Annotated in this window: 26 protein-coding genes and 1 pseudogene; 11 read left to right on the forward strand and 16 right to left on the reverse strand. The window is 71.1% G+C overall.

Features of this window, described 5'->3' with window-relative positions:
• Nucleotides 1–9 precede the first annotated feature (9 nt).
• Nucleotides 10–1,275 carry an Ig-like domain-containing protein gene (locus tag ACFWU3_RS01600; protein ID WP_384429485.1) on the forward strand — a complete coding sequence of 422 codons (1,266 nt, stop codon included), beginning with the start codon at nt 10–12 and terminating at the stop codon, nt 1,273–1,275.
• Between the two features lie 100 nt (nt 1,276–1,375).
• Here the strand turns inward: ACFWU3_RS01600 and ACFWU3_RS01605 are convergent, their stop codons facing one another.
• Nucleotides 1,376–2,260 carry a helix-turn-helix transcriptional regulator gene (locus tag ACFWU3_RS01605; RefSeq protein WP_384429488.1) on the reverse strand — a complete coding sequence of 295 codons (885 nt, stop codon included), beginning with the start codon at nt 2,258–2,260 and terminating at the stop codon, nt 1,376–1,378.
• A gap of 118 nt (nt 2,261–2,378) precedes the next feature.
• Here ACFWU3_RS01605 and ACFWU3_RS01610 point away from each other — a divergent pair, with 118 nt between their 5' ends.
• From ACFWU3_RS01610 to ACFWU3_RS01620, 3 genes are all read left to right on the forward strand, one after another.
• On the forward strand, nt 2,379–3,422 hold the full coding sequence (locus tag ACFWU3_RS01610; protein WP_384429491.1) for an NAD(P)-dependent alcohol dehydrogenase: 1,044 nt from the start codon (nt 2,379–2,381) through the stop codon (nt 3,420–3,422).
• 151 nt (nt 3,423–3,573) lie between these two features.
• Nucleotides 3,574–4,161 (forward strand): TetR family transcriptional regulator, encoded by a 588-nt coding sequence (locus tag ACFWU3_RS01615; protein WP_384429494.1) that lies wholly within the window; start codon nt 3,574–3,576, stop codon nt 4,159–4,161.
• Between the two features lie 118 nt (nt 4,162–4,279).
• Entirely contained in the window at nt 4,280–4,492 is a 213-nt protein-coding gene (locus ACFWU3_RS01620; protein WP_384429496.1) for a hypothetical protein, read from the forward strand.
• Nucleotides 4,493–4,622: 130 nt separating this feature from the next.
• On the opposite strand, the gene ACFWU3_RS01625 is transcribed toward ACFWU3_RS01620, so the two are convergent.
• Both ACFWU3_RS01625 and abc-f read right to left on the reverse strand, forming a co-directional pair.
• A complete protein-coding gene (locus ACFWU3_RS01625; protein ID WP_384429595.1) occupies nt 4,623–6,251 on the reverse strand; it encodes a hypothetical protein in 1,629 nt (542 codons plus the stop codon).
• A gap of 157 nt (nt 6,252–6,408) precedes the next feature.
• On the reverse strand, nt 6,409–8,034 hold the full coding sequence (gene abc-f, locus ACFWU3_RS01630) for a ribosomal protection-like ABC-F family protein (protein ID WP_384429499.1): 1,626 nt from the start codon (nt 8,032–8,034) through the stop codon (nt 6,409–6,411).
• Nucleotides 8,035–8,425: 391 nt separating this feature from the next.
• Between abc-f and ACFWU3_RS01635 the strand changes: the two are divergent.
• Nucleotides 8,426–8,755: pseudogene (locus tag ACFWU3_RS01635) on the forward strand (helix-turn-helix domain-containing protein); the annotation flags it as partial.
• Nucleotides 8,756–9,069: 314 nt separating this feature from the next.
• On the opposite strand, the gene ACFWU3_RS01640 reads toward ACFWU3_RS01635, so the two are convergent.
• From ACFWU3_RS01640 to ACFWU3_RS01670, 7 genes are all read right to left on the reverse strand, one after another.
• A complete protein-coding gene (locus ACFWU3_RS01640) occupies nt 9,070–9,672 on the reverse strand; it encodes a ClpP family protease (protein WP_384429502.1) in 603 nt (200 codons plus the stop codon).
• 1 nt (nt 9,673) lies between these two features.
• Entirely contained in the window at nt 9,674–10,327 is a 654-nt protein-coding gene (locus ACFWU3_RS01645) for an ATP-dependent Clp protease proteolytic subunit (protein ID WP_313944478.1), read from the reverse strand.
• Nucleotides 10,328–10,471: 144 nt separating this feature from the next.
• On the reverse strand, nt 10,472–10,696 hold the full coding sequence (locus ACFWU3_RS01650) for a hypothetical protein (RefSeq protein ID WP_384429505.1): 225 nt from the start codon (nt 10,694–10,696) through the stop codon (nt 10,472–10,474).
• A gap of 26 nt (nt 10,697–10,722) precedes the next feature.
• Nucleotides 10,723–11,049: a DUF6233 domain-containing protein gene (locus ACFWU3_RS01655; RefSeq protein ID WP_313944476.1), complete on the reverse strand. Its 327-nt coding sequence runs from the start codon at nt 11,047–11,049 to the stop codon at nt 10,723–10,725.
• A 351-nt stretch (nt 11,050–11,400) separates the two neighbouring features.
• The gene (locus ACFWU3_RS01660) at nt 11,401–11,733 is read right to left on the reverse strand and encodes a hypothetical protein (RefSeq protein WP_384429508.1); all 333 of its coding nucleotides are present in this window, start codon (nt 11,731–11,733) and stop codon (nt 11,401–11,403) included.
• Nucleotides 11,726–12,427 (reverse strand): peptide-methionine (S)-S-oxide reductase MsrA, encoded by a 702-nt coding sequence (msrA, locus tag ACFWU3_RS01665; protein ID WP_384429511.1) that lies wholly within the window; start codon nt 12,425–12,427, stop codon nt 11,726–11,728. The genes ACFWU3_RS01660 and msrA overlap by 8 nt, the downstream gene beginning before the upstream one ends.
• Nucleotides 12,428–12,573: 146 nt before the next feature.
• Nucleotides 12,574–13,677, reverse strand: coding sequence for a hypothetical protein (locus ACFWU3_RS01670; protein ID WP_384429514.1), 1,104 nt, complete (start codon nt 13,675–13,677; stop codon nt 12,574–12,576).
• 71 nt (nt 13,678–13,748) lie between these two features.
• Here ACFWU3_RS01670 and ACFWU3_RS01675 point away from each other — a divergent pair, with 71 nt between their 5' ends.
• Nucleotides 13,749–14,903, forward strand: coding sequence for a cystathionine gamma-synthase (locus tag ACFWU3_RS01675; protein ID WP_384429517.1), 1,155 nt, complete (start codon nt 13,749–13,751; stop codon nt 14,901–14,903).
• A 332-nt stretch (nt 14,904–15,235) separates the two neighbouring features.
• Here ACFWU3_RS01675 and ACFWU3_RS01680 read toward each other — a convergent pair whose 3' ends face one another.
• The 4 genes from ACFWU3_RS01680 to ACFWU3_RS01695 form a co-directional block, all read right to left on the reverse strand.
• Complete coding sequence (locus tag ACFWU3_RS01680; RefSeq protein WP_313944470.1) at nt 15,236–15,427, reverse strand: DUF1059 domain-containing protein; 192 nt, start codon at nt 15,425–15,427, stop codon at nt 15,236–15,238.
• 99 nt (nt 15,428–15,526) lie between these two features.
• Nucleotides 15,527–15,778 (reverse strand): hypothetical protein, encoded by a 252-nt coding sequence (locus ACFWU3_RS01685; RefSeq protein WP_384429520.1) that lies wholly within the window; start codon nt 15,776–15,778, stop codon nt 15,527–15,529.
• Nucleotides 15,775–16,248 carry a sigma factor-like helix-turn-helix DNA-binding protein gene (locus tag ACFWU3_RS01690; RefSeq protein ID WP_384429523.1) on the reverse strand — a complete coding sequence of 158 codons (474 nt, stop codon included), beginning with the start codon at nt 16,246–16,248 and terminating at the stop codon, nt 15,775–15,777. The genes ACFWU3_RS01685 and ACFWU3_RS01690 overlap by 4 nt, the downstream gene beginning before the upstream one ends.
• Nucleotides 16,249–16,280: 32 nt before the next feature.
• Nucleotides 16,281–16,793: a MarR family transcriptional regulator gene (locus ACFWU3_RS01695; protein WP_313944467.1), complete on the reverse strand. Its 513-nt coding sequence runs from the start codon at nt 16,791–16,793 to the stop codon at nt 16,281–16,283.
• A 145-nt stretch (nt 16,794–16,938) separates the two neighbouring features.
• Here ACFWU3_RS01695 and ilvA point away from each other — a divergent pair, with 145 nt between their 5' ends.
• From ilvA to ACFWU3_RS01710, 3 genes are all read left to right on the forward strand, one after another.
• Complete coding sequence (gene ilvA, locus ACFWU3_RS01700) at nt 16,939–18,168, forward strand: threonine ammonia-lyase (RefSeq protein ID WP_384429527.1); 1,230 nt, start codon at nt 16,939–16,941, stop codon at nt 18,166–18,168.
• Nucleotides 18,169–18,426: 258 nt separating this feature from the next.
• On the forward strand, nt 18,427–19,446 hold the full coding sequence (locus tag ACFWU3_RS01705) for an ATP-binding cassette domain-containing protein (RefSeq protein ID WP_384429530.1): 1,020 nt from the start codon (nt 18,427–18,429) through the stop codon (nt 19,444–19,446).
• On the forward strand, nt 19,443–20,300 hold the full coding sequence (locus tag ACFWU3_RS01710) for an ABC transporter permease (RefSeq protein WP_384429533.1): 858 nt from the start codon (nt 19,443–19,445) through the stop codon (nt 20,298–20,300). The genes ACFWU3_RS01705 and ACFWU3_RS01710 overlap by 4 nt, the downstream gene beginning before the upstream one ends.
• A gap of 95 nt (nt 20,301–20,395) precedes the next feature.
• On the opposite strand, the gene greA is transcribed toward ACFWU3_RS01710, so the two are convergent.
• Together greA and ACFWU3_RS01720 are read right to left on the reverse strand one after the other, a co-directional pair.
• Nucleotides 20,396–20,893 carry a transcription elongation factor GreA gene (gene greA, locus ACFWU3_RS01715; protein ID WP_327680914.1) on the reverse strand — a complete coding sequence of 166 codons (498 nt, stop codon included), beginning with the start codon at nt 20,891–20,893 and terminating at the stop codon, nt 20,396–20,398.
• A 186-nt stretch (nt 20,894–21,079) separates the two neighbouring features.
• Nucleotides 21,080–21,484, reverse strand: coding sequence for a DUF4307 domain-containing protein (locus ACFWU3_RS01720; protein WP_384429537.1), 405 nt, complete (start codon nt 21,482–21,484; stop codon nt 21,080–21,082).
• Nucleotides 21,485–21,581: 97 nt separating this feature from the next.
• Here ACFWU3_RS01720 and mca point away from each other — a divergent pair, with 97 nt between their 5' ends.
• Nucleotides 21,582–22,463 (forward strand): mycothiol conjugate amidase Mca, encoded by an 882-nt coding sequence (gene mca / locus ACFWU3_RS01725; protein WP_384429540.1) that lies wholly within the window; start codon nt 21,582–21,584, stop codon nt 22,461–22,463.
• The gene (locus ACFWU3_RS01730; RefSeq protein ID WP_356701350.1) at nt 22,456–22,704 is read left to right on the forward strand and encodes a hypothetical protein; all 249 of its coding nucleotides are present in this window, start codon (nt 22,456–22,458) and stop codon (nt 22,702–22,704) included. The genes mca and ACFWU3_RS01730 overlap by 8 nt, the downstream gene beginning before the upstream one ends.
• Nucleotides 22,705–22,862 lie beyond the last annotated feature (158 nt).

Consider the following 22,862-nt stretch of genomic DNA (forward strand, 5'->3'; position numbering starts at 1 on the left):
TCGGCAACGATGGAGAAGCGTGTGATGACGGACAGCAAGCGGCGCAGGGCCCTCATGGTCGCGTCCGCGGTGCTCGGCGGCGTTCTGGTGCTGTCGGCATGCAGTGGCGACGGCGACAAGGGCGGTAGCGCCGAGGGCTCGAAGAAGTCGCAGGCCCAGGTCGACGAGGCGGCGGCGAAGGACGCCTCCAAGGCCCGAATAGCCATCTCCCCGAAGAACGGTGCGACGAACGCCGGCATCAACGACGACGCCAAGGTCACCGTCAGCGAGGGCACGCTGACGCAGGTCACGATGACCACCGCCGACGGCGCCGCGGTGAAGGGCACGCTCGCCCCCGACGGCAAGAGCTGGAAGCCGGACGATCAGCTCGAGCGCTCCACCACGTACAAGATCTCCGCCTCCGCCAAGGACTCCGAGGGCATGGAGGCCCACGAGAACTCCTCCTTCACCACGGTCTCGCCCGCCAACAGCTTCATCGGCAACTTCACGCCGGAGGACGGTTCCACCGTCGGTGTCGGCATGCCGGTGTCGATCAACTTCAACAAGGCGATCACCGACAAGAAGGCCGTGCAGGCCGGTATCACCGTGGAGTCGAGCAGCGGCCAGGAGGTCGTCGGTCACTGGTTCAACGGCCAGCGTCTGGACTTCCGGCCGGACCAGTACTGGCAGGAGGGCTCGACCGTCACGCTGAAGCTGAACCTCGACGGTGTCGAGGGGGCCGAGGGAGTCTTCGGCGTCCAGCAGAAGACGGTCACCTTCAAGATCGGCCGCAACCAGGTCTCCACCGTCGACGCCGCGACGAAGACGATGACGATCACCCAGGACGGCAAGACCGTCAAGACGATCCCGATCTCCGCCGGTTCCACCGAGAACCCCACGTACAACGGTCAGATGGTGATCTCCGAGAAGTTCAAGGAGACCCGGATGAACGGTGCGACCGTCGGCTTCACGGACGACGACGGCAAGGGCGAGTACGACATCAAGAACGTCCCGCACGCCATGCGGCTGTCCACGTCGGGCACCTTCATCCACGGCAACTACTGGGGCGCCGACTCGATCTTCGGCAGCGCCAACACCAGCCACGGCTGTGTCGGCCTGAACGATGTCGAGGGCGCGGGCGACCCGAACCAGCCCGCCGCGTGGCTGTACGACAACTCCATCGTCGGTGACGTCGTAATCGTCAAGAACTCCAAGGACAAGACGATCAAGCCGGACAACGGCCTCAACGGCTGGAACATGAGCTGGGCGGAGTGGCAGGCCGGCTCCGCGGCCTGATCCGACCGGCCACCGAGCCGTACAGCGGAAGGCGGGTCACCCTTCGGGGGTGACCCGCCTTCGGCGTGTGCGGGGGCCGGAGCGACCGCGAGGACAGGCCCTAGGCGCCCGCCGCGGGTCCCGGCCGCAGCCGCGCGTCGTCCTCCTCGCCGTCGACGCCCCAGCCCGCCAGCAGTCGCAGCGACTCGGCCGACCGCGTGCCCGGCTCCGCGTGGTAGGTGACCAGCGACAGATCGTGATCGTCCGGCAGTCGCAGCGTCTCGTACGACAGCGTCATCTCGCCGACCAGCGGATGGTGGACGCGCTTCACGCCGTGGCCCTTGTCCTGCACCGTGTGCGCGGCCCAGAGCCGCCGGAACTCCTCGCTCTTGACCGAGAGATCGCCGATCAGCTCCGGCAGCTGCGGATCGTCCGCCGAGCATCCCGCGTACATCCGCAGCACGCTCACCACCTCGGTCGCCTTGCACTCCCAGTCCATGTACAGATCCGTGGCGTTGGGGTCGAGGAAGACCATCCGGGCCATGTTGCGGTCCTTCGCGGACAGGGCCGCGAAGTCACCGAACAGCGCTCGGGCCGTGCGGTTCCAGCCCAGGATGTCCAGCCGCCGCCCCACCACATAAGCGGGCACGCCCTCCATGGCGTCCATCAGCTGCTGCACGGACGGGCGCAGCTGCTGCGGCCTGCCCATCCGCCGGTGCTTCTTCTGCTTCGGCTTCGCGAGATGGCTCAGGTGGTCGCGCTCGGCGTCCGACAGCCGCAGCGCCCGCCCGATCGCGTCCAGCACCTCGGTGGACACATTGCGCCCGTTGCCCTGTTCCAGGCGGGTGTAGTACGCCACGGACACCCCGGCGAGCTGCGCCAGCTCCTCGCGGCGGAGCCCCGGTACCCGCCGGCGGCGGCCCAGCTGCGGCAGGCCGACGTCCTCGGGCTGCAGCCGGGCGCGGCGTGAGCGGAGGAATTCGCTGAGTTCGGCGCGCTGGTCCATGCTCACCAGTATCGCGCCACCCTTCCCACGCAGCCTGACCCTGCCAGTGGTACGCACGCCGGACGTAGGTACAACAGAGGGCTGGGTAGGTTCCGCGTACTTCGGCACAGTCGACTCCATGACCACGACTGTTTCCGCATACGCCGCTCCCGCCGCCAAGGCGCCGCTGGAGCGGACGACCATCCCGCGCCGTCCGGTGGGCGAGCACGACGTGCTCATCGAGATCAAGTACGCGGGCATCTGCCACTCCGACATCCACCAGGCCCGTGACGGCTGGGGCGAGGGCATCTTCCCGATGGTCCCGGGACACGAGATCGCGGGGATCGTCACCAAGACCGGCCCGGGCGTCACCAAGTTCGCCGTCGGCGACCGGGTGGGCGTCGGCTGCATGGTCGACTCCTGCCGGGAGTGCGACAACTGCAAGGCCGGACTCGAGCAGTACTGCTCCGGCGGCAACGTCGGCACGTACAACGCCCTCGACAAGAACGGCGAGCCCACCTACGGCGGCTACTCCACCCACATCGTGGTGGACGAGGCGTTCACCCTGCGCATCCCGGACGGCCTCTCGCTCGACGTCGCCGCCCCGCTGCTGTGCGCCGGCATCACCCTCTACTCGCCGCTGGCGCACTGGAAGGCCGGCCCGGGCAAGAAGGTCGCCATCGTCGGCCTCGGCGGTCTCGGCCACATGGGCGTCAAGATCGCGCACGCGCTGGGCGCCGAGGTGACCGTTCTCAGCCAGTCGCTGCGCAAGAAGGACGACGGTCTGCGCCTCGGTGCCGACCACTACTACGCGACCAGTGACGAGGCGACCTTCGAGCAGCTGGCGGGCACGTTCGACCTCGTCGTCTCGACGGTGTCGGCGCCGCTGCCGCTGGACACCTATCTGGGGCTCCTGCGGACGGACGGAGCGCTGGTGAACGTGGGCGCTCCCGAGGAGCCGGTGTCGCTCAACCTCTTCTCCGTCATCGCCGGCCGCAAGACCCTCGCGGGCTCCGGCATCGGCGGTATCCGCGAGACCCAGGAGATGCTCGACTTCTGCGCCGAGCACGGCCTCGGCGCGGAGATCGAGGTGATCGGCGCCGACCGGATCAACGAGGCCTACGAGCGGGTGCTGTCGAGCGACGTGCGCTACCGCTTCGTGATCGACGCGGCCACCATCTGAGCGACCCGCGGCCCCTTTCCGGGGCCCCTTCCGACACCCCGGCCCGCGGTGGATCAGGCCCCCTCCTGACCGCCGTGGCCGGGGTTCCGCGGTACTGCACATCCGGCCAGTCCGACCCAACTGAACAGTTGGAGGGTCCTACGCTCGGACCATGGCCTGGGACACCGCACGCACCCGCAGAGTCCTGCTCGCGGCGGCCGTCGACGAATTTGCCGAGTACGGCTTCGAAGGGGCGCGGATCGACCGCATCGGCGCCCGGGCGGGCGTCAACAAGGAGCGGATCTACCAGTACTTCGGCAACAAGCAGCAGCTCTTCGACCATGTTCTGGACACCGAACGGGAGCGGATCGCGCGAACGGTCCCGGTGACCGGCGAACAGCTCGACGACCTGGGGGAGTACGCCGGCCGGCTGTACGACTACCACTGCGCGCACCCGCAGTTCATCCGCCTCCTCCAGTGGGAGGGACTCCAGGACACCGGCGGTCCGGCGCTGCGCGAGGCCGACCGTACGGCGGCTCACGGCGTGGCGGTGCGGGCGCTCGGCGACGCGCAGAAGAAGGGCACGCTCGACGCGCGGCTCGCCCCCGAGGCCCTGTTCTACGCCGTACTCGCCCTGGGCGCCTGGTGGTTCAGCGCCCCGCAGGCCGTCCGCATGATCTACGCGGAGGCGCCGGGGGAGGAGACGGAACGCGCCACTCTGGTGGAGCTGGTGCGCCGGCTCGCGGGCCAGGAGCGCTGAGGACCGCCCGTCACCCGGCCGGTGGCAGACCGCCTCCACGTTGTTGCCGTCCGGGTCCCGTACGAACGCGCCGTAGGCCGTAGTACGCCGGGTGGTACTCCGGCCGCACCCGCGGCTCGTGGAGCACCTCGGCGCCCCGCCGACCGCCGCGTCGAAGAACGTGTGCACCGCCGCACGGTCGGCCGCCTCGAAGGCGATGTGCGCCTCGCGCGCCGCACCGTCCGTCGTCACCGGGCCGATCCAGAACCGCGGCTGCGCCGTGCCCCAGCCGATCACCTGGCCGAAGTCGAGCAGGCGGGTGCTGCCCAGCGGCGCGAGCACCCGGTCGTAGAAGGCGGCCGAGGCGGCCGGGTCCGCCACCTGGAGCGAGATGTGGTCCAGCATGGCCCGAGCCTGGCACACGGCACCGGCAGCGCCCCGACGACGAGCCGTGGCCGCCCCGCGGGATCGCGGCACCCGCCTCAGCAGTCGGATCCGGCCGAACGCGGCACCCGGTAGGGCGAGTCCAGCCGGTAGTCCCCGGCCCGCGGCACGGTCAGCCGCGTCCACTCGCCCTCCTGCCGCAGACAGGCACCGCTCGCCCGCAGCCACGGCGAGTACGCCACCCGTACCGTCACCGAGCCGGCGGCCGGCATCCGTACCGTCAGTGACGCGTCGTCCCCGTCCACCACCGTCGCCGGGGACGACACCAGCGGTACCGCGTCGCGCACCCGGTAGACCGTCCAGCCCTCGTCCTGCCACACCTGCTCCAGCCACGACGGCGCGCCGCGGACGATCGCGGCCTCGTCCTCCGCCGGCCCGTCCGGGCGCCCGTGCGGCAGCACCACATAGCCGACCGCCCAGCGGTCCAGCCACTGCCGGTACGTCGCCGGGTTCAGCGAGCCGTCGTAGAAGAGCCGCCCGCGCTCGACGTCGAGCTGACGGTTCCAGCCGCGTGCCAGGTTGATGTGGGGGGCGAGCGCGGTCGCCTCGCGGTGGTTGCGGGCGGGGACGACCTCGACCCGCGTACGGTCCGCGCCCAGCCGCTCCAGCTCGCGGACGACACCGTCGGTGTGCGCCGCCCAGGACGGGACGTCGGTGGAGACGACCAGATCGTCCTCGGTCTTGTCGATCAGCCAGTACGTGCTGAAGAAGAGCGCGATCGCGAGCACGGCCCGTGCGGGGCGCACCAGACCGCGGGCGAACTCCCCGGCCCACGCCGCCGGCCCGGACCCGGTGCGCGGTTGCTCGCCGAACCGTGTGAGCAGCGCCGCGAGCAGCACCGGAGCCGCCGCGAGGCCGAGCAGCCGCTCGACGTTCGTGCCGATCGGCGAGGCGATGAGATACGTCAGCACGACGCCGAGGCCGTACACCCCGGCGCCGAAGCGCACCACCCGCCACGTGCGGGGCGCGGCGACCGCCACCGCTGCCGAGACGGCCAGCGGCATCCACAGTTTCTCCGTCGCCATGGGCTGCTCGCCCCGGAAGGGGAACAGCCATGTCACCACGCCCACCACCACGAACGGCGGGAGTGTCAGCGCGAGCCCTTTGCGCCACTGCCGGTCCAGCAGCCAGGCCGTACCGGCCACCACCAGGAACAGTCCGGCCACGGGACTCGCCGTCGCGGCGAGCGCCGCGCAGACCACGGCGACGCCCGTTCTGCGGACGTACAGCAGGGCGGGCAGACCGATCGCGACGCCCAGCGCGAACGTGGTCCGCCCCGACGCGATGTTGCACCACAGCGCCAGCGCCCCGACCACGGCCGGAGCGAGCGGCCACCGCACCCCGGTCCGCACGAACAGGCGGGCCAGCACCCACGTGCCGACGAGACCGGCCAGCACCGACACCGTCCGCACCCCGAGCACCGCCATCAACGCGGGTGCCAGCAGGCTGTAGTTGGCGGTGTGCGTGCCCCCGTACCAGGAGAAGTTGTACGCGGTGGCCGGGTGACGCTCCATGAACCCGGCCCATGCCAGCTGGGCGGCCAGATCCCCGCCACCGGTGGCGAGCCACACCGCCCACAGCGCGTACAGCGGCACGGCCACGGCGGTCGCGACGAGCGGGACGCGCCACCACGGCGGTGCGTCCCGCTCAACTGCCCGTGCCGGCAACGTCCGAGCCCGCTCACTGATCCCCACGAGCAAACCCTAATGGCGGGGCCTCGCCGGGCAGCGGGCCCGGACAGCGGTCCTGCCGGATCCGGTCAGGCGGCCCGGCTCACGCGACCGAGCACGGGCGGCCCGGGCCGTCCGCGGTCAGGCGACGTGGTCAGGCGACCGCGCGGCCCGACCGCAACTCCAGCCGATCGCCCGTGAATCGGCTCCGGAACCGCCGGTCGTGCGAGACGACGACCACCGCGCCCTCGTAGGCCGCCAGCGCCTCCTCCAGATCCTCCACCAGACTCAGGGCCACATGGTTCGTGGGCTCGTCCAGGACGAGCAGATCCGCGGGGGCCGCCAGCAGCCGGGCCAGTTCGAGTCGCCGCTGCTGACCCACGGACAGCGCCGCGACCGGCACCGTCAGATCCTCCTCGCGGAACAGTCCGAGACCGAGCAGTTCGGCGGCGTACTCCTCGGGGAGACCGCGCCGCCCCGCCGCGTACGCCGCCAGCAGTGGTCCGCGGGACGGTACGGCCGGCAGCTCCTGCGGCAGATAGCCGACCCGGACCCGCTCCTGACGGTGCACCGTGCCCTCGTCGGGGCGCACCTCCCCGGCCAGCACCCGCAGCAGCGTGGTCTTGCCGGCGCCGTTCGGACCGGTCACCAGAAGCCGCTGTCCGGACTCCACCCGCAGCGCCTCCAGCCGAAGCCGGTCACCGACGGCGATGCCGGTCAGCTCGGTCAGCAGCCCCTCCCGGCCGCCGCCGGCCGGCCTGGCCGTGAAGCGCAGCGGCTCCGAAGGCGCGGGCACCGGCTCCCTGCGCAGCCGTTCCAACCGCACGCGTGCGGCCCTGACCTGCCCGGACAGCTTCGTCTCATGGGAACGCCGGTGCTTGCCGAACCCCTGGTGCGGATCCTTCCCGGTCGTCGCCAGCCGCTGCCCGGCCGCCGCCACCAGTTCCTCCGTCCGGGCCACGTCCGCCAGCCACTCCTGGTGGTCGAGCTCCCGGCGGCGGCGGGCGGCGGCCTTCGCGGTCCGGTAGCCGTGCCAGCCGTCGCCGTACCGGGTCACCGCACGGGTGTCGCGGTCGACCTCGAGGATCGTGGTCGCGATGCGTTCGAGGAAGGCGCGGTCGTGCGTCACGGCGACGACCGTGCCCCGGTGCGCCCGCAGCCGGTCCTCCAGCCACTCGGTGGCCCGCCGGTCGAGATGGTTCGTCGGCTCGTCGAGCAGCAGCAGTTCGGGCGCGGCGGACAGCACACAGGCGAGGGCCAGCCGCGACTGCTCCCCGCCGGAGAGCGTGCCGATCTCACGCTCGCGGGTGATGTGGGTCAGCCCGAGAGCGTGCAGCGCGGCGTCCACGCGGGCGTCCGCCTCGTATCCGCCGCGCTCGTCGAAGGAGGTGAGGAGGTCCCCGTACGCGGCGAGCTCGTCCTCGTCGGCCTCGGCGAGACGCTCCTCGGCGTGCCGCAGCCGCCGCTCGATCTCCCGCAGCTCGGCGAGCGCGGCGTCGACGGCCTGCTGCACGGTGTGCCCGGGCCCCAGGCCGAAGGTCTGCGCCAGGGTCTGGGCGAGATGCCCGGTGCCGCCGGGCGCGCCGACGGTGATCTCCCCGGCGTCGGGCGCCTCGGCTCCCGCGATCAGCCGCAGCAGGGTCGATTTGCCGGAGCCGTTCTCCCCGATGACACCGGCGCGTTCGCCGGGCCGGACGGTGAAGGACACCTGGTCGAGTACGGAGCGGTCCCCATAGGTCTTGGAGACGTCCTTCATGGTCAGTTGGGCGCGTTCGCGCATGGTCTTTCCCTGAAAATGACATGCCCGCGAAGGGGTGCGCGACGGCGCACCGCAGGGCAGGGGTGGGTTCTGCCGGACCGGGGGACGTCAGCGCGGTGCTACGACGAGCACGCGGCGTCCGCGGCCGGAATCAGAGAAAGAAGTAGTGCTTGTGCGAACCCATGCGTCCAGTCTAGCCAGGACCCCTCCGCGGAGAGGAGTCATTTTCGCCGCCGGGATCTCTCCGGCAACGGGGCTGTCCTGCTGCGGGACGAGCGGGCCGAGCGGGACGGACCGGTCTCGGCGAGGTCGAGGCGAAGGCGCGGCGAAATGACCCGCCGGGCACGGGATTTCGCGTCGGGCGGAACGCCGCCACACCCTCCGCGGCGCCCATCGCTCCTACTCTGATGTGGTGAGCAGCCACGCGCCGAACCGAGACCGCGTCCTTCCCCTGCGCCCGCTGACGGCGGCGCCCGCAGCCCGGGAGCCGCTGTGGCGGAACATCGTCGGGGACGTCCTGCGCCGTGAGCGGCGCGCCCAGCAGCGCACGCTCCAGGACGTGGCCGACGCGGCGCGTATCTCGATGCCGTATCTCTCCGAGCTCGAACGCGGCCGCAAGGAGGCATCGTCGGAGGTCCTCGCCGCGGCCGCCCACGCCCTCGGTCTCGGGCTGGCCGATCTTCTCGCCCTGGCCCACCGCGAACTGGCGCGTCCGGCGCGGACGCGGCACGGCAGGCCCGGGCCCGCCGCCCCGGCCGTCCCCGCTGCTCCTGCCGTGCCCGCCGCTCCCGCCGTTCCCGAGCGGGCTGCTGTCGAAGCCGCCGAGGACACGCGCGTCGACGACGGCACGGCGACGACCGCGGTGGAGCTGAGCGCGCGAGCCGTACGGAGTACGGCGTTCACGCGCCCGGCCGGTTCCCGGACGGCACCGCGCCGGGGCGACGTCCGCCTCGCCGCCTGACGGACGGGCGGACGGACGCCAGGCGCAGGCGCCTGTGCCGAACAGCCGCCGCCGGCACGGAAGGTGCCGGACGGCGGCCGTCGGTGCCGCGGGACTCAGACCCTCACGAGCCGGCGGCTGAGCACCTCGTCGGCGAGCCCGTACGCCACCGCCTCCTGCGCGGTGAAGAACTTGTCGCGGTCCATGTCCGCCCGCAGGGTCGCCGCGTCGTGCGGGACATGGCGGGAGAGCACGTCCTCGACCTGCGAGCGGATCCGGAGCACTTCCCTGGCCTGCAGGGCGAGGTCGGAGACCGTCCCCTGTCGGCCGCCGCTGGTCGGCTGCCCCAGCAGTACCCGCGCGTGTTCGAGCACGAACCGCCGGCCCGGGTCCCCGCCCGCCAGCAGCACCGCGGCGGTCGAGGCCGCCTGCCCGACACAGAACGTCGAGATCGGCGCACGGACGAAGGTCATCGTGTCGTAGATCGCCATGAGCGAAGTGAACGAGCCGCCCGGCGAGTTGATGTAGATCGCGATCTCGGTGTCCGGACTCGACGACTCGAGGTGGAGCAGCTGTGCGATGACGACATTGGCCACGCCGTCGTCGATCTCGGTGCCGAGGAAGATGATCCGTTCGGACAGCAGCCTGCTGAACACGTCGTAGGACCGCTCGCCCTGCGCGGTGCGCTCCACGACGTTCGGAATCGTGTACTGGCCCATGTCAGAGTCCCGCCCGTCGCCGTGAACCGGCCGGCCGCACGTCGTCGAGCGACTCGACGACCCGGTCGACCATGCCGTACTCCCGCGCCTGCTCGGCCGTGAACCAGCGGTCGCGGTCGCCGTCGCGGGAGATCGTCTCCTCGCTCTGGCCGGTGTGCTCCGCCGTGATCCGTTCGACGGCCTTCTTGGTGTACTCCAGGTTCTCTGCCTGGATCGCGATGTCGGCGGCGGTGCCGCCGATGCCGGCGGAGGGCTGGTGCATCATGATCCGCGCGTTCGGCAGCGCGAAACGCTTCCCCGCGGTGCCCACGGTGACCAGGAACTGCCCCATGCTGGCGGCGAATCCCATCGCCAGCGTCGAGACGTCGTTGGGGATCAGCCGCATCGTGTCGTAGATCGCCAGCCCGGCCGTCACCGAACCGCCCGGACTGTTGATGTAGAGGCAGATGTCGGTCCGCGAGTCCTCCGCCGACAGGAGCAGCATCTGCGCGCAGACCCGGTTGGCCGAGACCTCGTCGACCTGGGTGCCGAGCAGGACGATGCGCTGGTTCAGGAGCTGTGCGGCCAGATGGTCGTCGAAGCGGGTGGGCGCGGTGTCACCCTCGGAGGCGCGTGGGCCGAAGGCCGGGTCACGGCCGGTGATGAGTGCTGACATCGGACCTCCTTGTGGTGGCGCGGCGACCGTCGCCGCGATCTCCACCATCGGTCCGCACGGGCGGCCGGGTCAGGTTTCTCGGCCCGCAGCAGATTCGCCCTCGGCAGAGCGGGAGGCCGGTGGCCGGATCCGTGCCCCCACCGGTCAGGGGAGGATCTCCAGCCGTTCGTACTCGTGCGGCCGGTCGCCGACCCAGTTCACCCAGGTGGGGTCGTCGAGCATGAGCTCCGCGTCGGGCAGGCCGGCCCGCCTCAGGAACTCCAGAAGATCGCGGTCCGAGTGGGCGAGCCCCATGATCTGCTCGCGCACGGTGACCCGTCGTCCCCCGGACGGGCTGATGCGGTGCACGACGATCGGTGCGCGGCTCATGCTTCCAGGCTGCGTCGCATCACGGCTCACAGCACACCGAGCTCTCGGTCGGGACGGCAGATGGGGCAGGGGTCCACCTGCTCGGCGAGCGCGCGGAGCGCCTCTTCCCGGCCGACCGGCTTCGACCGGGCGCCGCGCATCGCACAGCTCCCGACGTGCACATACGCGGGCGGCCGCCCCGCGCCGATGCCGTATTCGACGACCCAGTCGGGGGGAGGCGGCGCGACATGGGCGTCCCGCTGGGCCCGGTCCTCCTCCTGGAGGAGCCACCGCCGCGTCTGGTCGAGCTGCTGAAGCTGCACACGCTGGAGGAACCGGAGAAGCTCCAGACGCGACGGCGGGCGATCGTTCACATGTTCGATTCTAGGCGCGATCAGCGCCGATGTTCCACCGCGGGGTGCGGATGCCCGGGGGTGACCCCCGTCCGGCGCCCGCAGCGGCGCCGCCGGATCGCGCCGGACGCCAGGCGACGACGGGCGCGCTGTCGCCGTCACGTACGCCACGTCGCGTGGCACCCGAGCGGACAGTGGTGCCCGACCGCGCGGCGCAGGGCCGCATGCCGCCTGTGCAGGGGCAGTTGCTCCTCGCGCACCCTGGGGGCGCGGGTCCCGTAGCTCACCGGCGATCGTCACCCGCCGGCCCTGGGGCACCCCGGCCGGGCGCGACACAACGGTCCCGCCCGGAGGCGCCTGCCCGGGTGCCGCTCAGGAGGGCTCCTCGGTGACCTGATGGGCGAAGACCGTGAACTCCGCGTACCCGTCGTCGCCGACGGATCGGTGGTCGATGCCCACGAGGACCCGGTCGCCGGGCAGGCCCGACTCGACGACCATCGCGTCCAGAAGGACCGCGATGGGCAACTCCGACTCCAGGTCGGGGTAGAAGTCCCAGAACAGGGGCGTCTTGTCGATGATCGAGTGCCGCACGCCCTCGGCGTCGTCGAAGACGACCTCGACGACGTACGGGAATTGACTGGTGTCCACCCACCGCACTGCCGCGGCGTGCACCAGGACGGTGGGTGACTCGGCCGGCTCAGTCATCGGCCGACGCGATGCCCGTCGGGCACGACGCACCCCAGTTCGTCTCGAACGGGTCGCCCAGCTGGACTCCCGTCCCGCCGATCCCGCAGTACCCCGCCGGGTTCTTGTCGAGATACTGCTGGTGATACCCCTCGGCCGGATAGAACGGGCGGCCCTCCGACGGAAGCAGTTCCGTCGTGATCGTGTCGAAGCCCGAGCCCGTCAGGACCTTCTGGTACGCCTCGCGGGAGGCCTCCGCGATCGCCGACTGGGACGGGGAGTGGGTGTAGATCGCCGACCGGTACTGGGTGCCGCGGTCGTTGCCCTGGCGGAAGCCCTGGGTCGGGTTGTGGGACTCCCAGAAGACCTTCAGCAGCTGCTGGTACGAGACGACCGACGGGTCGAAGACCACGCGGACCGCCTCGGTGTGGCCGGTCAGGCCGGAGCAGGCCTCTTCGTACGTCGGGTTCGGGGTATGACCGCCCTGGTAGCCGACCAGGGTCGTCCAGACACCGGGGATCCGCCAGAACGTGCGCTCGGCGCCCCAGAAACAGCCCATGCCGAAGTCCGCCACTTCGAGGCCCTCGGGGTACGGGCCGAGCAGCGGGTTGCCCAGGACCGTGTGACGGTCGGGCACGGAGAACGTCGGGTCCGGACGGCCCTTCAGGGCCTGCTCGACGGTGGGGAGCTCGGGGACACGGCGGGACAGGAACATGCGATGGCTCCTCGGGTTCGGTACCTGAAGAACGTCATGCGCCCGGCAGAGATTCCCCCGGAAACGGGGGCGCCGACCGGCCGGTCGGCGCCCCGGGTCACCGCCTGCGGCCCCACCGAGGAACCGTTCGACGCGCGCCGCATCCGCTACCGCAGCAGCGTCGCCGGGCTCCCCCCGTTCGCCTCGTACCCCGCCACCGCCAGGTTCCGGTACACGGTGTACTCCGCCGCCGGATCACCGCTCAGGGTCCACGGGACCGCGCCCACATGGCCGTCCACGCGCACCAGTTGGTTCATCGCCTCGGCCCACCGCTCGGACCGTACGAGGAAGAGCACCAGCAGATGGCGTACGTGCGCCAGCATCGGGTCGTCCGGGCGGGCCGCGTGGACCGCGAAGAGCGCGCCCTCGACCGCCTTGCTGACCACCGCGGTCCGGTGGAAGTCCTGCACCAGGACCACGTCCGGGATGTGCTCGAAGACCGCGAACAGCGGCAGCGCCGCCAGCAGCGAACCCTGAGGTGCGCGGGCCGCGGCCGTCGTCGCGAAGTGGTCGGCCTCCTCGCGGCTGCCGTGCCACTTCTCGCACCAGTAGTGCAGCGCGGCCAGATGCGCGCCCATGTGCTGCGGGGCGCGGTCGATGACCTTCAGCCACACCTGGTCGAACTGCTCGTGCGTGTAGTTCAGGCCGCGCGCGACGGCCAGCTCCGTGATGTACGGGACGGGGTCGCCCGGGGCGAGCAGGGCCGCGTCGCCGCAGACCGAACGGGCCTCCTCCAGGATGATCCGGAATTCGTCCGTCCCCGCGCTCGACGACCGCCACGCCTGCTGCACCAGGAACTCCGCGTGCACCTGGGCGGCGCCCGCGTCCTTCGGCGACTCCGAACGCCAGGCGCGCAGCCACGACCCGCCGGCGCCCGGCTTCTGCTGGAGCTCCAGCGAGGCGGCGCCGGCGAACGCCTGCACGCGCTGCCAGCGCACCTCGCCCTCCTTCGGAGTACCGGCGAGCAGCTGCGCGGCCGCCCGCCAGTCCTGGGTCGCCTGGACGACGTCGAGCACGTCGAGCAGGTCCTGGTCGGGTCCGGGCAGGCGGACGTCCAGCTCCTCCTGGCGCACGAATCCGTACGTGTCGGGGTCGGCCGCGTCGGGCGAACCGGGCGCCACCTGGTGGATACCGACACGGCGGCGCCTGACGAACGGACCGATCACCGCGACCAGCAGGCCCACCGCGATCAGGAACCAGAGAATCTCCATGGGTCCATTGTCCCGGACGACGTTCGGGGCGGACCACGCGCTGCCCCTTCACAGGACTACGCTCGGGCCTCATGAGCGACCAGCACAGCTTCCACAGCCTCGAGACCCTCGCCATTCACGCGGGAAACACCGCCGATCCGCTGACCGGCGCGGTCGTCCCGCCGATCTATCAGGTGTCCACCTACAAGCAGGACGGTGTGGGCGGACTCCGCGGCGGCTACGAGTACAGCCGCAGCGCCAACCCGACGCGTACGGCGTTGGAGGAGAACCTCGCGGCGCTGGAGGGCGGCCGCCGCGGTCTCGCCTTCGCGTCCGGGCTCGCGGCCGAGGACTGCCTGTTGCGCGCGCTGCTGGAGCCGGGCGACCACGTGGTCATCCCGAACGACGCCTACGGCGGCACCTTCCGGCTGTTCGCGAAGGTCGTCTCGCGCTGGGGCGTCTCCTGGTCGGTCGCCGACACCTCCGACGCGGCCGCGGTCCGCGCGGCGGTCACCGAGAACACGAAGCTGATCTGGGTCGAGACGCCGTCGAACCCGCTGCTCGGCATCACCGACATCGCCGCCGTGGCGGAGGTCGCGCGCAGCTCGAACGTCAAGCTGGTCGTGGACAACACCTTCGCCAGCCCGTATCTCCAGCAGCCGATCTCGCTCGGCGCCGACATCGTCGTGCACTCGCTGACCAAGTACATGGGCGGCCACTCGGACGTCGTGGGCGGCGCGCTGATCGCGGCGGACGCGTCGGTCGGCGAGGAGCTGGCGTACCACCAGAACGCCATGGGTGCCGTAGCGGGCCCGTTCGACGCGTGGCTGGTGCTGCGGGGCATCAAGACCCTGCCGGTCCGGATGGACCGGCACAGCGAGAACGCGGGCCGGTTGGTCGAGATGCTGACCCGCCACCCGAAGGTCACCGAGGTCCTCTACCCGGGGCTGCCGGAGCACCCGGGCCACGAGATCGCGGCCAAGCAGATGAAGTCCTTCGGCGGCATGGTCTCCTTCCGCGTCCAGGGCGGCGAAGAGGCGGCCGTCGAGGTCTGCAACCGCACGAAGCTGTTCACGCTGGGGGAGTCCCTCGGCGGTGTCGAGTCCCTGATCGAGCACCCGGGCCGTATGACGCACGCGTCCGTGGCGGGCTCCGCGCTGGAGGTCCCGGCGGACCTGGTGCGGGCGTCCGTGGGCATCGAGTCGGCGGACGACCTGATCGCGGACCTCCAGCAGGCGCTCGGCTAGGACAGGGCCTCGGCACGTCCGGCGTCGCGGGCGGCGCGCGCTTCGGCCGGCGTCCGGCGGGGCCCTTTCGGGGCCCGGCCGGGCGCCGGCTCGCGTTCCGTGCCCGCTCGGGACGCGCCGACGACCGCGCCGGGCTGTCGGCCCACGGCGGCGCCGGCGTGTCCCGCCGCGGTGACGACCGCGCGGCTTCACGGTCCCGCCGCGGCGACTGCGCCGGCCGCCCGGTCCGGCCGGGTCGACGCGTTCCGCATGCCCGCGGCCTGCGCGGCGACCGGTCCTGCCCGCGGCCTGCGCGACGACCGGTCCTGCCCGCACGAAGCGAAGACCCTCTGCTACGCGGGGACCTTCTCGTCCTCCAGCGACCCGCGGATCCCGTCCCGCAGCTCCGGGGTGTCGTCGTGCCCGTGCACGGAGACCGCGTGTTCGCTCGCGGCCCGTACGACTTCCTCTTCCTCGCCGGAAATGGTGAGACTGCAGCCCGACTCGCTCGGCATCTTGCGGCAGTCGGCGACTTTCCTGGTCATGACGGCCTCCTCGCGGCGTCGGTGCACCGCTCATTCCAGGATAGTTCCGCACGCACCGGGCGAACCCGTCGATGCGCGCACAGTCCCGGTACGCCGGCGCTACCAGCCTTCGAGTGGAGGCGTCATGTCCGACGGGGGAGCCACCCACGGCTCGGCGACCGACGCCCACACCGCGAACGCGACGGCCGCCGCCACCAGAATCAGCCAGGTCAGCCGGCGGACCGCACGGTGTCGCCGCAGCAGCCGGCCGCCGTGCACGGCGGCGCGCGCCGCCAGGTCCGCGGGCACCGCGGGATGCTGGGCCTCCAGCATCCGGCGGACCTCGTCCTCCTTGCGGTCGGCGCCGCTCATGACACCGCCTCGGCCGGGGCGCGCGGTGGCGCGGGCGGTGTGCTGCGCATGGTCGCCACGGCACGGGCGCAGATGGCGCGGACGCGTTCGACGGGGAGTCCGATCAGCGCCGCGGTCTGCTCCTCGGCCACCCCCTCGTACAGGCGCAGCACCAGAATCAGCCGCTCCTGCGGCGTGAGACGGTCCAGTACGCCGCCCCGTACCCGGTGGTGGCGCCAGGCGGTGCGGGCGAAGCGGGTGGCGAGTTCCTGCCGGGTGCGGTCGTACGGGTCCTCGCCGCGCAGCCGGTCCCACTCCGCGTAGGTGTGGGCGAGCGCGGAGGTCAGCAGCTGCTGCGCCAGCGGATTGCGCGGTGCGGGCTCGGCGGTGAGCAGGGTGGCGGCATGCAGCAACCGGCCGGCCGCGCCCGCGACGAACGCCTGGAACTCCCGGGCGCGGCGGCGCTCCAGTGCCGACCGCCGCTCGCTCACGTCCTCATATAGGGGCAGATTCGCGGCCCGGGTCAAGAGGTCGGCGGCGTCTCCGTGTCCACGGGAGGAAGTCCGGCCTGGCGGGCGGAGAGAGCGGTGTTGAACCGGGTGAGCAGAGTGCAGAAGGATTCGCGCTCGGTCTCGGTCCAGCCGTCCGTCACCTGCGCCATGAGCTCGCGCCGAGAGGAGCGGACCTCTTCCAGCCGGGCCTGGCCGCGCGGGGAGAGCTGGAGGACGACGGCCCGGCCGTCCTCGGGGTGGGAGGTGCGCTTGACGAGACCGGTGTCGACGAGCGGGGCGACCTGGCGCGTGACGGTCGACGAGTCGATGCCCATCCCCGCGGCGAGGGCCTTGACGCCCATCGGGCCTTCCCGGTCGAGCCGGTTGAGCAGCAGATAGGCGGCGCGGTCCATGGAGTTGCGGACCTGGCCGACCCCGCCGAGCCGGGTCTGTTCCGCGCGGCGTGCGAAGACGGCGACCTGGTGCTGGAGAGCATCGAGGAGGCCGGGGTCGAGATGAGTCGTCATGTCCTGAGAGGTGGGCATGGCTAGGGGGCTCTCTCGTGCGGTGGTCGGTTGGTGGGGGACAGAGTACGCGGCCCACACGCGGTGCGTACCAGCCCTGCACAATCCCATGAGGAACGCTTGATCGGGTCTGCCGGGGGCCGGTTGAGCTGCGAGACTTGGCGTCATGAGCTTCGGTACGTCTGACTCCTTGCGCCCCGTCATCCTCGACGACGTCCGCGGGGCGCAGAAGATGCTGTCCGGCGTCGCGAGGGTCACCGCCCTGGAGGGCAGCAGGTACCTGTCGCAGCTGGTGGGGGCGCCGGTCCACCTCAAGTGCGAGAACCTCCAGCGGACGGGTTCGTTCAAGCTGCGCGGCGCGTACGTACGGATCGCGGGGCTGCGGCCCGAGGAGCGGGCCGCCGGTGTCGTCGCCGCGTCCGCGGGCAACCACGCGCAGGGAGTGGCGCTCGCCTCGACGCTGCTCGGAGTGCACTCGACCGTGTTCATGCCGGTCGGCGCACCGCTGCCGAAGATCGCGGCGACGCGGGAGTACGGCGCCGAGGTGCGGATGCACGGTCAGGTCGTCGACGAGACCATGGCTGCCGCCCAGGAGTACGCGCAGGAAACGGGTGCCGTCTTCATCCACCCCTTCGACCACCCCGACATCATCGCGGGGCAGGGCACGGTGGGCCTGGAGATCCTGGAGCAGTGCCCGGAGGTGCGCACGATCGTCGTCGGTGTGGGCGGCGGTGGTCTGGCCGCCGGCATCGCGGTCGCGGTGAAGGCGGTGCGTCCCGATGTCCGGCTGGTGGGGGTGCAGGCGGAGGGGGCGGCCGCGTATCCGCCCTCGCTCGCCCAAGGTCGCCCCGTCGCCATCGACGCCCCCTCCACCATGGCGGACGGGATCAAGGTGGGCTGCCCCGGCGACGTCCCCTTCAAAATCATTGGCGATCTTCTCGACGAGGTCCGTACGGTTTCCGAGGACGCGCTCTCCAGCGCGCTGCTGCTCTGCCTGGAGCGGGCGAAGCTCGTCGTCGAGCCCGCCGGGGCGAGCCCGGTCGCGGCGCTGATGAGCGAGCCGCGTGCGTTCAAGGGACCGGTCGTCGCCCTGCTGTCGGGCGGCAATGTGGATCCGCTGCTGATGCAGCGCATTCTGCGGCACGGTATGGCGGCGGCAGGCCGTTATCTGTCGCTGCGGGTGCGGCTGACGGACCGCCCGGGAGCTCTTGCGGCACTTCTCGGGTCGTTGTCAGTGCTCGACGCTAACGTCCTCGACGTGAGTCACGTCAGGACCGATCCGCGGCTCGGGCTCACGGAGGTGGAGGTGGAGCTGCAGCTGGAGACGAAGGGCCCGGAGCACTGCGACGAGGTCACCGCGGCGCTGCGCGGGGCGGGATACACCGTCCTGAGCTGAGCGCAGGGGACCTGGCGCGGGTTCCTGCGACGACGACGGCGACGACGGCGACGACTGCGCACGACCGCTGCGGCTCACGCGACGGCCGCCGCAGTCACCGCGGCCGTGACGTCACGACTATCGCGATACATCTTGAGTGACGCGATGTATCGCGTTACCGTGAGGCCCCTGACGTGCTCCCGCCACGCACAGATTTCGCACCCGCCTGCCTTCTTGCCCCGTAGCGACCCACCCACCTGCCACCTTGGGAGATCCCTCATGCCAGGCGCCATTTACGCCGAAGGTCTCGTCAAGACCTTCGGCGACGTAAGGGCTCTGGACGGCGTCGATCTCGACGTCCCCGAAGGCACGGTCCTCGGACTTCTCGGCCCCAACGGAGCCGGCAAGACCACCGCCGTGCGCGTACTGACCACCCTGCTCCAGCCCGACAGCGGCAAAGCCGTCGTCGCCGGAATCGACGTCCTGAAGAACCCGAACGAAGTCCGCCGGTGCATCGGCCTCTCCGGTCAGTTCGCCGCGGTCGACGAGTATCTGACCGGCCGTGAGAACCTTCAAATGGTCGGCCAGCTCTACCAGATGAGCTCGCGCGACGCCAAGAGCCGGGCGGTCGAGCTGCTCGACCGCTTCAACCTCGCGGACGCCGCCGACCGCCCCGCCAAGACCTACTCGGGCGGTATGCGCCGCCGCCTCGACCTGGCCGCCGCCCTGGTCGTCTCCCCGCCCGTGATGTTCATGGACGAGCCCACCACCGGACTCGACCCCCGCAACCGCATGCAGCTGTGGGAGGTCATCCAGGAACTGGTCAAGGGCGGTACGACCCTGCTGCTCACCACGCAGTACCTGGAAGAGGCCGACCACCTGGCCGACGACATCTGCGTCATCGACCACGGCAAGGTCATCGCCCGCGGCACCGCCGACCAGCTCAAGGCCCAGACGGGCGGCGAGCGCGTCGAGGTCGTCGTCCACGAGCCCGACCAGATCGCGCCCGCCCAGGAGGTCCTGCGGGGCTTCGGCAAGGGTGACGTCGCCGTGGTCGAGCACACCCGCAAGCTGACCGTGCCCGTGACCGGCGGCGCGAAGCTGCTGGCCGAGGTCATCCGCGAACTGGACACCCGGGGCGTGGAGATCGACGACATCGGTCTTCGTCGGCCCACCCTGGACGACGTGTTCATCTCCCTCACCGGCCATCACGCCGAGATCGAGGACGAGGAGAACGGCGAGGCCGCGCAACCCAAGGACGCCAAGGGCAAGAAGTCCCGGAAGGAGAGCGTGAAGTGACCACCACAGCGGACGCCGTCGAGATCGCGGCGCCCCGTCCCCGCGGCGGGATCGTGCAGTCGGTCAACGACTCGCTCGTCGTCGCCAAGCGCAACCTGATCCGGATGCTGCGCATCCCGGAGATGATCATCTTCGGGCTGATCCAGCCCATCATGTTCGTGGTGCTGTTCAGCTACGTCTTCGGCGGCTCGATCTCGGTGGACGGCAGCACCTCGCCCGCCGCCTACCGCGAGTTCCTGATGGCGGGCATCTTCGCGCAGACCGTCACCTTCGCCACCGCGGGTGCCGGAGCGGGCATCGCCGACGACATGCACAAAGGCCTCATCGACCGGTTCCGCTCGCTGCCGATGGCACGCGGCGCGGTCCTCACCGGCCGTACGCTCGCCGACCTCGTCCAGACCGCGCTCACCCTCGTCGTGCTCGCGCTCGTCGCCCTCCTGGTCGGCTGGCGGAGCCACGAGAACCTGGGCAAGGTGCTGGCCGGCTTCGGTCTGCTGCTGCTCCTCGGCTACGCCTTCTCCTGGATCGGCGCGCTGATCGGCCTCTCCGTACGGACGCCCGAGGCGGCCACCTCCGGCGGGCTGATCTGGCTCTTCCCGCTGACGTTCATCTCGAACGCCTTCGTGCCGTCGGACAACATGCCCACCTTCCTGCGGTACATCGCCGAGTGGAACCCGTTCAGCGCGACCGTGCAGGCGTCACGCGAGCTGTTCGGCAACCTGCCGCCGGCCTATGTCGCACCCGACGCCTGGCCGATGCAGCACCCGGTCTGGGCCTCGCTGATCTGGTCCGTCCTGATCATCGTGTTCTTCAGGACGCTGGCGGTGCGCAAGTACCGCTCTGCCACCGCCTGACGCGGCGCCCACAGGGCACGGGACAGGCGCCCGCACACGGCGAAGGGGCCGGACCGCATCGCGCGGTCCGGCCCCTTCGGCGTTCGCCGGCCGGCTCAGCCGGTGTAGGGCTTGGCCTCGAGGATCTTCACCGAAGCCTTCTTGCCGTTGGGCAGCTCGTACTCGGCGTCGTCGCCGACCTTCTTGCCGTTCACTCCGGCGCCGAGCGGGGACTGCGGGGAGTACGTCTCGATGTCCGTGCTCGCGTACTCGCGGGACGCCATCAGGAACGTCAGGGTGTCGTCCTCGTCGCCGTCGAAGGCGATCTTCACGACCATGCCGGGCTCGACCACACCGTTGTCCGCGGGGGCCTCGCCGACCTTCGCATTGTCCAGGAGCTGGGTCAGCTGGCGCACACGGAGCTCCTGCTTGCCCTGCTCCTCCTTGGCCGCGTGGTACCCGCCGTTCTCCCGCAGGTCGCCCTCCTCACGCGCCGCCTCGATCTTCTTGGCGATCTCGGTGCGCGCGGGACCAGACAGGTACTCCAGCTCGGCCTTGAGCTGGTTGTACGCCTCCTGGGTGAGCCAGGTGACGTTCTCGCTGGTCTGGGTCACAGGTGCTCCTCGTAGGTACTGGGAATACAAAGCATCGCCCTACCCAGAAGGATGTGCCTCCATGGATGGGCGAAACCACGAGCCTAACAATTTCGTGGCCGCAGGGGGAGGACGAAAGCCATCAGAAGTACGTCAACGCAGGTCAGCGCAGTGACCCGCCGTGATCGTCCAGATGATCCGTCCGCGTCAGCGGGCGGTGCACTGCACCAGCTCCGCGCTGGTGGCCCGGGCCGTCGTCCGGATCTCGACCACCTGGTCGATCCGCTTCCCGCCGCGGCTCTCCACCGGCACATCCAGCCTACCCACCTCGGCTCCGTCCTCGGAGCGCGAGCGCAGGGTGCAGCTGCCGGCGGCGTCCGCGTCCTTGCGGACCTCCAGATGCACCTGGACCGCGGAGTCCGAGATCACCGAGAACTTGATCACCTCGGCGCTGATCCTCTGACCGGCGACGTAGTCCCAGCCGAACCAGCCGATCACTCCGAGCAGGGCCGCCCCGAGCACCGCGCCCACCAGCTTGAGCCTGCGGTCCGCGCGCTCGTCCGCGGAGCGGCCGTAGCGGCCCTCGGGAAGCTGTTCGCGCACGGCGGCCATGGTCTTTCCTCTCGGGCAGGGGGCACCGGAATTTTCCGTCCCCCGATTCGGTCACTATAAGAGTTGCCCGACGCGACAAATCATTGAGGATCGAGTCTTGACTGAGCAGCTGCGACTGATGGCCGTTCACGCCCACCCCGACGACGAGTCGAGCAAGGGCGCGGCCACCATGGCCAAGTATGTGTCCGAGGGGGTGGACGTGCTGGTCGTGACCTGCACAGGAGGCGAGCGCGGCTCCATCCTCAACCCCAAGCTCCAGGGGGACGCGTACATCGAGGAGAACATTCACGAGGTACGCAGAAAGGAGATGGACGAGGCCCGCGAGATCCTCGGCGTCGGCCAGGAATGGCTCGGCTTCGTCGACTCGGGCCTGCCCGAGGGCGACCCGCTGCCCCCGCTGCCGCAGGGCTGCTTCGCCCTGGAGGACGTGGACAAGGCCGCCGGCCGGCTGGTGAAGTCGATCCGCACCTTCCGTCCGCAGGTCATCACCACGTACGACGAGAACGGCGGCTACCCGCACCCCGACCACATCATGACCCACAAGATCACGATGGTGGCCTTCGAGGGCGCGGCGGACGCCGAGCGCTACCCGGAGTCGGAGTTCGGGCCCGTCTACCAGCCGCAGAAGCTCTACTACAACCAGGGCTTCAACCGTCCCCGCACGGTCGCCCTGCACGAGGCGCTGCTGGCCCGGGGGATCGAGTCCCCCTACGGCGAGTGGCTGGAGCGCTGGAAGGAGTTCGAGCGCGTCGAGCGCACGCTCACCACCCACGTGCCGTGTGCCGAGTTCTTCGAGATCCGCGACAAGGCGCTGCTCGCGCACCGCACGCAGATCGACCCCGACGGCGGCTGGTTCCGCGTTCCGCTGGAGCTCCAGAAGGAGGTCTGGCCGACGGAGGAGTACGAGCTCGCCACGTCTCTCGTCGACACCTCCCTCCCCGAGGACGACCTCTTCGCGGGCATCCGGGACAATGCCTGATATGAGCGCAAGCGCAAACCTCGCCCTGACGCATCTCGTCCCCCTCGCGAAGGAGGTCGACGACAACAAGGTCACGCCCGGAGTCCTCGGCTTCCTCGTCTTCGCGGCCCTGGCCGTGGGCGTGTGGTTCCTGATGAAGTCGATGAACCGGCACATGGGCCGGGTGGACTTCGAGGAGGCACCCGACCCGCGGGCCGAGTCGAAGGAAGCCGGCGGCAAGACGGGCCCCGCCTCGGCCTAGTGCCGCTCCCGGCACCGGGTCACCCCGGGCCTGCCGGAGGGCGTTCGCGCCGTACGCACGACCGCCGTACGCCCGCACGACCGCTGTACGGGTCACCGCTGTACGCACCGCCGCCCGTGCCGCCCGCACCTCCTGGGTGATCCGCGCCATCAGCTCCC

Source organism: Streptomyces sp. NPDC058685 (assembly GCF_042714725.1).
Classification (GTDB): domain Bacteria; phylum Actinomycetota; class Actinomycetes; order Streptomycetales; family Streptomycetaceae; genus Streptomyces.

Bases quoted from the DNA above. Each gene is read 5' to 3' on its own strand.
- ACFWU3_RS01730 (WP_356701350.1), top strand. From the start codon at position 22,456: ATGCCTGATATGAGCGCAAGCGCAAACCTCGCCCTGACGCATCTCGTC.
- ACFWU3_RS01680 (WP_313944470.1), bottom strand. From the start codon at position 15,427: ATGACCAGGAAAGTCGCCGACTGCCGCAAGATGCCGAGCGAGTCGGGC.
- ACFWU3_RS01685 (WP_384429520.1), bottom strand. From the start codon at position 15,778: ATGAGCGGCGCCGACCGCAAGGAGGACGAGGTCCGCCGGATGCTGGAG.
- msrA (WP_384429511.1), bottom strand. From the start codon at position 12,427: ATGTTCCTGTCCCGCCGTGTCCCCGAGCTCCCCACCGTCGAGCAGGCC.
- ACFWU3_RS01660 (WP_384429508.1), bottom strand. From the start codon at position 11,733: ATGACTGAGCCGGCCGAGTCACCCACCGTCCTGGTGCACGCCGCGGCA.
- ACFWU3_RS01650 (WP_384429505.1), bottom strand. From the start codon at position 10,696: ATGAGCCGCGCACCGATCGTCGTGCACCGCATCAGCCCGTCCGGGGGA.
- ACFWU3_RS01605 (WP_384429488.1), bottom strand. From the start codon at position 2,260: ATGGACCAGCGCGCCGAACTCAGCGAATTCCTCCGCTCACGCCGCGCC.
- ACFWU3_RS01615 (WP_384429494.1), top strand. From the start codon at position 3,574: ATGGCCTGGGACACCGCACGCACCCGCAGAGTCCTGCTCGCGGCGGCC.
- ACFWU3_RS01705 (WP_384429530.1), top strand. From the start codon at position 18,427: ATGCCAGGCGCCATTTACGCCGAAGGTCTCGTCAAGACCTTCGGCGAC.
- ACFWU3_RS01670 (WP_384429514.1), bottom strand. From the start codon at position 13,677: ATGGAGATTCTCTGGTTCCTGATCGCGGTGGGCCTGCTGGTCGCGGTG.
- ilvA (WP_384429527.1), top strand. From the start codon at position 16,939: ATGAGCTTCGGTACGTCTGACTCCTTGCGCCCCGTCATCCTCGACGAC.
- ACFWU3_RS01640 (WP_384429502.1), bottom strand. From the start codon at position 9,672: ATGGGCCAGTACACGATTCCGAACGTCGTGGAGCGCACCGCGCAGGGC.
- ACFWU3_RS01600 (WP_384429485.1), top strand. From the start codon at position 10: ATGGAGAAGCGTGTGATGACGGACAGCAAGCGGCGCAGGGCCCTCATG.
- ACFWU3_RS01675 (WP_384429517.1), top strand. From the start codon at position 13,749: ATGAGCGACCAGCACAGCTTCCACAGCCTCGAGACCCTCGCCATTCAC.
- ACFWU3_RS01645 (WP_313944478.1), bottom strand. From the start codon at position 10,327: ATGTCAGCACTCATCACCGGCCGTGACCCGGCCTTCGGCCCACGCGCC.
- abc-f (WP_384429499.1), bottom strand. From the start codon at position 8,034: ATGCGCGAACGCGCCCAACTGACCATGAAGGACGTCTCCAAGACCTAT.
- ACFWU3_RS01720 (WP_384429537.1), bottom strand. From the start codon at position 21,484: ATGGCCGCCGTGCGCGAACAGCTTCCCGAGGGCCGCTACGGCCGCTCC.
- ACFWU3_RS01695 (WP_313944467.1), bottom strand. From the start codon at position 16,793: ATGCCCACCTCTCAGGACATGACGACTCATCTCGACCCCGGCCTCCTC.
- ACFWU3_RS01610 (WP_384429491.1), top strand. From the start codon at position 2,379: ATGACCACGACTGTTTCCGCATACGCCGCTCCCGCCGCCAAGGCGCCG.